We start from the raw sequence: 7929 nt of genomic DNA, 5'->3' as shown, positions 1-7929 counted from the left end.
ACGGTCCGCGTCATGTTTAGCCTTCCCCCCTCTCCCCGCCGGGAAGAGGGATTGCCTCAGGCGCTGGCGCCGTCCAGCCGCGCCACTTGCTCCGCGCTCAGGCTCAGCGCCGCCGCGCGGGCAAAACTCTCCACCTGAGCCACGCTGGTGGCGCTGGCGATCGGCGCGGTCACCCCTTCGCGGCCGATCAGCCACGCCAGGGCCACCTCAGCCGGCTTCACGCCCTGCTCGTCCGCGACCGCCGCCAGGGTATCGATAATCCGCATCCCGCGCGGATTCAGGTACTTACCAATCCCGCTTCCGCGCTGACTCTGTGTCAGATCCGACGGCTGGCGGTACTTACCGGTTAAGAACCCCGAGGCCAGGCTGTAGTAGGTCACCACCCCGATATCGCGGCTGACGCAGAGATCGCACAGCGCGCCTTCAAACGCAGAGCGGTGGTAGAGGTTATATTCCGGCTGCAGCACCTGCCACGCAGGCAAGCCGCCCTTACGCGCCACCTCCAGCGCCCCCGCCAGCTGCATCGCATCGAGGTTAGAGGCCCCCATCGCGCGGATTTTTCCGGCCTGCTGCAGGCTGTGGAAGGCCTCCAGCGTTTCCGCCACCGGGGTTTGCGGATCCGGCCAGTGGGAGAAGTAGAGGTCGATATAATCGGTATTCAGGCGACGCAGAGAGTCGTCAACCGCCTGTTGGATCCAGGCTTTGCTCAGCCCTTTATGGCCGGGGAGGCCGAGATCGGAGCCGACTTTGGTGAAAATTTTGACTTTATCACGCATGCCGGGGCGCGCCTGTAGCCAGCGGCCGATTATGGTTTCAGATTCGCCGCCCTGGTTGCCCTCCGCCCAGCGGGAATAAACATCCGCCGTATCGATAGCGTCAAAACCGTGGTCAACGAAAGCATCAAGAAGAGCAAAACTGGTTTTTTCATCGATGGTCCAGCCAAAGACGTTGCCGCCAAAGACTAATGGGGCGATGGAAAATCCGGTTTTGCCCAAAGGACGTGTCATCATGCCGAGTACTCCTTAGCTTATATTCTGCTTCCCTCAGGTAACCACAGGGGTCAGGAGAGGAGGTCGATTGGATAATCAGAAAAGGAATCTTACGGCGGGCGCTCCACGCCCGCAGGTACACTCTGACATTATGTCCCGGAATAAACATCAAAGCTAAAATATTTGCCAGCTAATTTTTTATAGGTGCCGTCGGCAAGAATCTTCGCAATCGCGCCGTTAATTTCCTGACGCAGCGCCTCATCGTCTTTACGCAAACCTATCGCCGCCCCGGCGCCAAACAGCGTATCGTCCTGCAGATGGCCGCCGACAAAGGCGAATTCTTTACCCTGCGGCTGCTGCAGGAAGCTGTAGTCGGCCATCATCCCGGAGAGCACCGCGCCGTCGATGCGCCCCGACTCCAGGTCACGCACCACGCTATCGGCCCCCTGGTAGGCCACAATGTTTATCCCCTGCGGCCGCCAGTGCTGGTTAACATACGTCTCCTGCGCCGAGCCCTGCTCCACGCCGATGGTTTTGCCCTTCAGCTGTTCCGGCGTATTGCCTTGCAGGGTATTTTTACGCGCCACGAGGAACACCGGCCCGTTATACAACTTGTCGCTAAAGGCAATCTGCGCTTTGCGCTTCTCGGTCATATACATCCCGGAAAGGATCGCGTCGAATTTACGCGCCTTCAGCGCCGGGATAATGCCGTCGAAATTGCTTTCCACCCACACGCATTTCGCCTGCAGCTGCTGACAAATGGCGTTGCCTAAATCGATATCAAACCCCGCCAGCTTGCCCTGCGGATCTTTCCATTCAAACGGCGCGAAAGTCGGGTCGACGCCGAAGCGGATCTCCTTTCCCCCTTCGGCCAGCGCCGACGTCGACGCCATTAATGCCAGCCATAGCAACAGTGATTTTTTCATTCGCGTTCTTCTCCAGAGATTAGCGACAGTGTTTTTCCACCAGACGGGCGAACAGCGTCGCGCCGATGGTGATAATGTCATCGTTAAAGTCGTAGCCGGGGTTGTGCACCATGCAACCGCCCTTCTCCCCTTTCTCGCCATTGCCGAGCAGGAAGTAGCTGCCCGGGCGTTCGCGCAGCATAAAAGCGAAATCCTCGCTGGCGTTCATCGGCGAGACCGACTCCAGGACCCCTTCGCGGCCAAACACCTCCAGCGCCAGCGCCCGGGCGAAATCGGTCTCTTCAGGACTGTTGGTTAATACCGGATAGGAGTCGTAAACCTCCACTACGCTGCTGGCGCCATAGCTTTTGGCGGTAAAGTCAGCGAGCTCGTGAATACGCTTGATCAGCAGGTCGCGGATTTCCGGCTTCATCGCCCGCACGCTCAGCTCCATCACCGCGCTCTCCGGAATGACGTTGGAGGCGATACCGGCCTGGAAGGTGCCGACGCTGACCACTGCCGTTTCCCCCGGCGGCACGTTGCGCGCCACAATGCTCTGCAGGGCCATCACCAGCGCCGCACCGGCGACGATCGGGTCGACGGTGCGCTCGGGGTGGGCGCCGTGGCCGCCGTAGCCGGTAATCGTGATTTTGACGGTGTCCGCCGAGGCCATGAAGTTGCCGGCGTAGAAGCCCAGCTTGCCTACAGGCAGGCCTGGCATGTTGTGCAAGCCAAAGATGCGTTCGCAGGGGAACTGCTCGAACAGGCCGTCTTTAATCATTAAATCCGCGCCGCCGATAGCCTCTTCCGCCGGCTGAAAAATCAGATGCACCGTGCCGTTGAACTGACAGGCCGGCGAGGCGATATATTTCGCCGCCGCCAGCAGAATGGTGGTGTGACCGTCATGGCCGCAGGCGTGCATTTTTCCTGGCGCCGTGCTGGCCCAGGGTAAACCGGTGGTTTCCTCGATCGGCAGGGCATCCATATCGGCGCGTAAACCGATGGTGCGCGGAGAATCGCCTTTGCTCAGGCTGCCGACCACGCCGGTCTTGCCGAGACCGCGCGTCACCTGATAGCCCCATTCCGTCAGCTTGCTGGCGACCAGTTCGCTGGTATTAAACTCTTCAAGACTTAATTCCGGATTGGCATGTAAATAATGACGGATAGAAATCATTTCCGCTTCCGTCGCTTTAACTTCTGGAATTACATAATCACTCATGCCGCTCTCCGGGAAATAAATTAAGGACTTATCACGGTATCGCGATGAAAAGTTTATGCAAGCAGCATTTCTAATACCTGGAATGGACGCATCTTATTTAATAATTCACTCATCACAGCGCAATGAATAATCAAAATAGTGCAATTAAAAAATAAAAGTTTATTTTTTTGAGGATTTCCCGTTATTTACCCTACCCTGCACGGCCACATCCAGCGTTATATAAAATAAACGGGCAGGCAATTACAGAGGCTTTTCCTTCTCGCAATCGTTGCGCTGGCGGGCTGCAGCGCGCCGATCGCCGCCTCCACCAGCGGCGTGGCGTCAGATACCGCCTCGTTGTCCTCGAAGGTCAACGTTTATCATCTGACCGAAAAAGAACTGTCCACCCAGGCAACGATCAATGGTTATAAATACTGGCCGGATGCTGCGCTGGATCCGTAGCTTTCCGCGAGTGCGCCATCGCCGGATCAGGCTTTTCCTGACCCGGCGTCGCGGAGCAGCGCATTTAGTGGCCGAGGGCGCCGCTCACCAGAATCGAGGTGATGATCCCGGTCGCCGCGGCGATCAGCACATAGTTACCGTCGATATAGGACCAGTGATGGCCTTCCGGCGGGGGCGGCAGGCCGCGGTCGCTCCAGTCGCGGACGCGATATTCATCGCCACGGAACGGCGCCGGAGCCGGGTGGCCTTTGCGGAAATCGTTCCCGCGCCAGGCGAAATGGTCCTGCTCATGACGTGCCAGATCGCGTTTGTCATGGCCGTCGCGATCCGGGCCACGCTGGTCATGGTCGCCCTGATGATGCGCGTCAGGTCCGCCCTGCGGTGCATGCCCGTCATGGTCCGGACCGTTCTGCCACACCGTGGGTTGCCCCGGACGATGGCCGTCGTTCGGGCCATCGGCAAAGGCCGGGACGCTCAGCACACAGGATAAAATTACTGCCAGAGAAATCATCTTTTTCATGGTACACCTCCTGATTCAGCTCCTTTGTACCGGGCAAATGTGAAGAAAGAGTGAGTAACTGGTTAACCAGGACGATTCCTGGCATCGGCAGTCGGGAAGAGGTTGTGCTGATGGCGGGGCAATAAAAAAGGCCGCTTTCGCGACCTTTATTCAGACAGGTTAAAGGACTTATTCAGTCACTTTATTTTTTAATTCTTCGGCGCCGGTTTTGGTTTTATCCCAGCCCTTTTCCGCACCGGATTTGGTGGCGTTCCAGCCTTTTTCACTGACCTCTTTGGTCTTATCCCACCCCTTCTCGGTGCCTTCTTTGGTCTTGTTCCAGGTTTTCTGCGCGCCTTCGCTCACCTGGCTGCCGACGCTGTCCTGCTTGCCTTCGGCGGCGTGTTTCGCCTTCAGCTGCTGCTCTTCGCCCTCGTGCTGGGCCTGATGCAGCTTCTCTTTAGCGGTGTTGGCGTTGGCATTCGCCGCCGCGACGGTATCATCTGTTGCATGTGTTGTCGCAGCAAAAACCGGAGCCGCAACCAGAATAGCCGATAACGCAATCATTGCTTTTTTCATAATATCCTCTCTCACGTGTCGTGTTATGAGTCGCATTCAGGATGGCACAACGAACCGGGGATGACATTAGGAATTAGCCTGAAAAACGTCTTCGACCTCCAGCCATGGCAGAAAATGCTGCCGCCGCGCGCGCCCTGTCGGCGTTGGCATAATTTCCAACATGTTTGTTACATTTTATGAAATTTGCCCTTGATATACTTGCCGTTGACGTTTACTCGAGAATAATTCTCAGAATCATTATATTTATAAATTGGCAAACGGAACTCATTTTATGGCAAGAAAATCAGTAAGATCGCTGTTACTTACTGCGCTGCTCGCGACGCCCCTCCTCAGCTATGCAACCCAATATCCCCTGACGGTCACGGACCTTGACGGCCGGCAGGTCACCCTCGCCAAAGAGCCGCAGCGTATTATTTTGCAGGATGGTCGCGACATTATGACCCTCGCCCTGCTGGACCGGGACAATCCGTTTAAACGGCTGGTGGCATGGAATAATCTGGCGAAAAAGCAGGATGTTGCCACCTGGCAGATGCTGAAAACGACGTGGCCCCAGTCGGCCACGATCCTTGACATGGGCTTCAGCGATAAAGGGAACGTCGATCTTGAAAGCGTCATCGCCCGTCAGCCGGATCTGATGATCGCCCAGCTGCGCGCCAGGCCAGCGCTGATGGAGAGCGGCGTCATCGACAAGCTCAGCGCCCTGCACGTTCCGGTGCTGTTTGTCGACTATGAGATCGCCCCGGCGAAAGATACCGCCCCCAGCATCGACCTGCTGGGCAAAGTCCTTAACCGCGAGAGCCAGGCCAAAGCCTTTACCGATTACTATCGTCAGCAGCTGCAGTCGATTCGCCAGAAGACCGCGACCATCACGCCGAAGGCCAACGTCTTCGTGGAAGCGCTGGCCGGCAACAGCGACGCCTGCTGCTTTACCCACGGCCACAGCGGCTGGGGCGGGCTGGTGGAGGCGGTCGGGGCGAACAATATCGGTTCGCAGCTGCTGCCGGGCGCCTCCGGGTTCGTTTCGCTGGAGAAAATCATCAGCATGAAGCCCGACGCCTGGATCATGACCGGCTCGAAGCGCGGCAACAGCCAGGTGTTGCCCCTGGGTTATGCGGTTAAGCCAGAGGCGGTGAAGGCCCAGGCGCAGACGCTGCTGGCGCGACCTGGGGTCAGCCAGATCCCGGCGGTACAGGAAAAGCGGGCCTATGGCGTTTATCACCACTTCTATAACCACCCGTGGAATATTGTCGGCATGGAATACCTGGCGAAAGATATCTACCCGCAGGCCTTCGGCGATCTCAACCCGGATGAGACGTACCATTATATCGTGCGCCATTTCACCGACCTGCCGGACCAGCCGTTCGTCTTCTCCTGGCAGCAGAGCGAGTAAATACAGCATGCGTTTAACCTCCGACTCCGTGCTCGACGGGCTGCCCGCCGGGACCTCTGGCGTGATGGATGACTATCGCCGTATCGTGCGTCGCCGTCTGCTGCTGATCCTCCTGCTGGCGCTGTTGATTGTCGCGTCACTGCTGCTCGATTTTATGCTCGGCCCCTCCGGTCTGCCGCTGCAGAACCTGTGGCAGACGTTAACCGATCCGGCCAGCGCCGATCCGGGCACGCGCGCCATCGTCTGGGATATCCGCCTGCCCTATGCGGTGATGGCGATTATCGTCGGTCTGGCGCTGGGACTGGCCGGCGCCGAAATGCAGACCATCCTCAATAACCCGCTGGCCAGCCCGTTTACCCTCGGCGTCTCCTCGGCTGCGGCGTTTGGCGCCGCGCTGGCGATTGTGCTGGGTATTGGTCTGCCCGGTATTCCCGGCCAGTGGTTTATCTCGGCCAACGCCTTTATCTTCGCCCTGCTGGCGGCCCTGCTGCTGGACGGCATCACCCGCTGGACCCAGGTGGCCACCTCCGGCGTCATTCTGTTCGGCATCGCGCTGGTCTTTACCTTTAACGCTCTGGTCTCGATGCTGCAGTTCATCGCCAACGAAGACACGCTGCAGGGGCTGGTGTTCTGGACCATGGGCAGCATCGATCGCGCCTCCTGGAGCAAAGTCGCCATCCTGCTGGTCGCCCTGGCGCTGGTGATGCCCCTGTCGCTGCGCAGCGCGTGGAAGCTGACCGCCCTGCGGTTGGGCGAGGACCGGGCCATCAGCTTTGGCATTAACGTTCGCCGTCTGCGCCTGACCACGCTGCTGCGGATCAGCATCCTGTCAGCGCTTTCGGTGGCCTTTGTCGGGCCAATCGGCTTTATCGGCCTGGTGGCGCCGCATATTGCGCGGATGCTCTTCGGCGAAGACCATCGCTTTTACCTGCCCGCCAGCGCGCTGATCGGCGCCCTGGTGCTCTCCCTGGCCTCCATCGCCTCGAAAAACCTGATCCCCGGGGCCATTATTCCGGTGGGGATCGTCACTTCCCTGGTCGGGGTCCCGTTCTTTTTGAGCATCATTTTACGTCATCGGGGGCAGGTATGAGCGACCAGACATTATCCGGGCTGTCGCTGTCTCACTTCAGCGCCGGCTACCCCAGACGCAAGGTGATCGAGAACCTGACGGTTCCCCATCTGCCGCGAGGGAAAATCACCGCGCTGCTGGGGCCAAACGGCAGCGGTAAATCAACGTTAATGCGGGCGATGGCGGGTCTGGGCCCCTGCCGCGGCGAGCTGCTGCTGGAGGGGGAAAATCTGCTGACGCAGCCGTTCTCACGTCGCGCAGAGCAGGTGGTCTATCTTCCGCAGACGCTGCCCGCCGGCGTGCATCTGCATGTGCTGGAGTCGATTATCGTTGCCCAGCGCGCCGCCGGAGGACGCCACAGTCCGCAGCGCCAGGAGGAGGTGATGGCGCTGCTGCGACAGCTGGGGATTGCCCATCTGGCGATGAGCTACCTCGATCAGCTCTCCGGCGGGCAAAAGCAGCTGGTGGGTCTCGCCCAGTCGCTGATCCGCCAGCCGCGCCTGCTGCTGCTCGACGAACCGCTCAGCGCCCTTGACCTCAACTACCAGTTTCACGTGATGGATCTGGTGCGCCGGGAGACCCGGCGGCGCAACATCGTGACCCTGGTGGTGGTGCACGACATCAATATTGCCCTGCGTCACGCCGACCACGTGCTGATGCTCAAGGCGGGCCAGCTGCTCGGCGACGGCACCCCGGCCGCAGTCATCACCCCCGAGACTCTGGCGGCCGTCTATGGGGTGCGCGGGCGTATTGAACCCTGTTCGCAGGGGGTGCGGCAGGTGATTATTGACGGCCTGGTGGACAGCGAGGCCTGACCGCGGCGCGGGGCGGCACGTCC

Annotated in this window: 10 protein-coding genes; 4 read left to right on the top strand and 6 right to left on the bottom strand. The window is 59.3% G+C overall.

Going from position 1 to position 7929, the window contains the following annotated elements; genetic code table 11:
* Nucleotides 1-56 precede the first annotated feature (56 nt).
* From HMPREF9538_RS21890 to HMPREF9538_RS32080, 4 genes are all read right to left on the bottom strand, one after another.
* Nucleotides 57-1010 carry an aldo/keto reductase gene (locus tag HMPREF9538_RS21890; protein WP_009484235.1) on the bottom strand — a complete coding sequence of 318 codons (954 nt, stop codon included), beginning with the start codon at nucleotides 1008-1010 and terminating at the stop codon, nucleotides 57-59.
* Nucleotides 1011-1138: 128 nt separating this feature from the next.
* Nucleotides 1139-1915, bottom strand: coding sequence for an ABC transporter substrate-binding protein (locus tag HMPREF9538_RS21895; RefSeq protein WP_002892707.1), 777 nt, complete (start codon nucleotides 1913-1915; stop codon nucleotides 1139-1141).
* A 19-nt stretch (nucleotides 1916-1934) separates the two neighbouring features.
* Nucleotides 1935-3113 (bottom strand): M20 aminoacylase family protein, encoded by a 1179-nt coding sequence (locus tag HMPREF9538_RS21900; RefSeq protein ID WP_009484234.1) that lies wholly within the window; start codon nucleotides 3111-3113, stop codon nucleotides 1935-1937.
* A gap of 215 nt (nucleotides 3114-3328) precedes the next feature.
* Nucleotides 3329-3466, bottom strand: coding sequence for a hypothetical protein (locus HMPREF9538_RS32080; protein ID WP_020316933.1), 138 nt, complete (start codon nucleotides 3464-3466; stop codon nucleotides 3329-3331).
* Here HMPREF9538_RS32080 and HMPREF9538_RS32075 point away from each other — a divergent pair.
* Entirely contained in the window at nucleotides 3429-3554 is a 126-nt protein-coding gene (locus HMPREF9538_RS32075; protein ID WP_002892703.1) for a hypothetical protein, read from the top strand. The genes HMPREF9538_RS32080 and HMPREF9538_RS32075 overlap by 38 nt on opposite strands.
* A 64-nt stretch (nucleotides 3555-3618) precedes the next feature.
* Here HMPREF9538_RS32075 and HMPREF9538_RS21905 read toward each other — a convergent pair whose 3' ends face one another.
* Both HMPREF9538_RS21905 and HMPREF9538_RS21910 read right to left on the bottom strand, forming a co-directional pair.
* The gene (locus HMPREF9538_RS21905) at nucleotides 3619-4074 is read right to left on the bottom strand and encodes an RcnB family protein (protein ID WP_002892701.1); all 456 of its coding nucleotides are present in this window, start codon (nucleotides 4072-4074) and stop codon (nucleotides 3619-3621) included.
* A 168-nt stretch (nucleotides 4075-4242) separates the two neighbouring features.
* On the bottom strand, nucleotides 4243-4632 hold the full coding sequence (locus tag HMPREF9538_RS21910) for a hypothetical protein (RefSeq protein ID WP_002892699.1): 390 nt from the start codon (nucleotides 4630-4632) through the stop codon (nucleotides 4243-4245).
* A gap of 271 nt (nucleotides 4633-4903) precedes the next feature.
* On the opposite strand from HMPREF9538_RS21910, the gene HMPREF9538_RS21920 reads away from it, so the two are divergent.
* The 3 genes from HMPREF9538_RS21920 (at nucleotide 4904) to HMPREF9538_RS21930 (ending at nucleotide 7906) form a co-directional block, all read left to right on the top strand.
* The gene (locus HMPREF9538_RS21920; protein WP_004151804.1) at nucleotides 4904-6022 is read left to right on the top strand and encodes an ABC transporter substrate-binding protein; all 1119 of its coding nucleotides are present in this window, start codon (nucleotides 4904-4906) and stop codon (nucleotides 6020-6022) included.
* Between the two features lie 61 nt (nucleotides 6023-6083).
* The gene (locus HMPREF9538_RS21925; protein WP_072196910.1) at nucleotides 6084-7112 is read left to right on the top strand and encodes a FecCD family ABC transporter permease; all 1029 of its coding nucleotides are present in this window, start codon (nucleotides 6084-6086) and stop codon (nucleotides 7110-7112) included.
* Complete coding sequence (locus tag HMPREF9538_RS21930; RefSeq protein WP_002892698.1) at nucleotides 7109-7906, top strand: ABC transporter ATP-binding protein; 798 nt, start codon at nucleotides 7109-7111, stop codon at nucleotides 7904-7906. The genes HMPREF9538_RS21925 and HMPREF9538_RS21930 overlap by 4 nt, the downstream gene beginning before the upstream one ends.
* Nucleotides 7907-7929: the final 23 nt, after the last annotated feature.

Source organism: Klebsiella sp. MS 92-3 (genome assembly GCF_000195655.1).
In the GTDB taxonomy this organism is placed as follows: Bacteria; Pseudomonadota; Gammaproteobacteria; order Enterobacterales; family Enterobacteriaceae; genus Klebsiella; species Klebsiella pneumoniae.
The sequence above is the reverse complement of the archived record's forward strand: the minus strand, read 5'-3'. Positions and strand labels throughout refer to the sequence as shown.

Coding starts and splice junctions, on each gene's coding strand:
- HMPREF9538_RS21890 (WP_009484235.1), bottom strand. CDS start 1,010: ATGATGACACGTCCTTTGGGCAAAACCGGATTTTCCATCGCCCCATTA.
- HMPREF9538_RS21895 (WP_002892707.1), bottom strand. CDS start 1,915: ATGAAAAAATCACTGTTGCTATGGCTGGCATTAATGGCGTCGACGTCG.
- HMPREF9538_RS21900 (WP_009484234.1), bottom strand. CDS start 3,113: ATGAGTGATTATGTAATTCCAGAAGTTAAAGCGACGGAAGCGGAAATG.
- HMPREF9538_RS21905 (WP_002892701.1), bottom strand. CDS start 4,074: ATGAAAAAGATGATTTCTCTGGCAGTAATTTTATCCTGTGTGCTGAGC.
- HMPREF9538_RS21910 (WP_002892699.1), bottom strand. CDS start 4,632: ATGAAAAAAGCAATGATTGCGTTATCGGCTATTCTGGTTGCGGCTCCG.
- HMPREF9538_RS21920 (WP_004151804.1), top strand. CDS start 4,904: ATGGCAAGAAAATCAGTAAGATCGCTGTTACTTACTGCGCTGCTCGCG.
- HMPREF9538_RS21930 (WP_002892698.1), top strand. CDS start 7,109: ATGAGCGACCAGACATTATCCGGGCTGTCGCTGTCTCACTTCAGCGCC.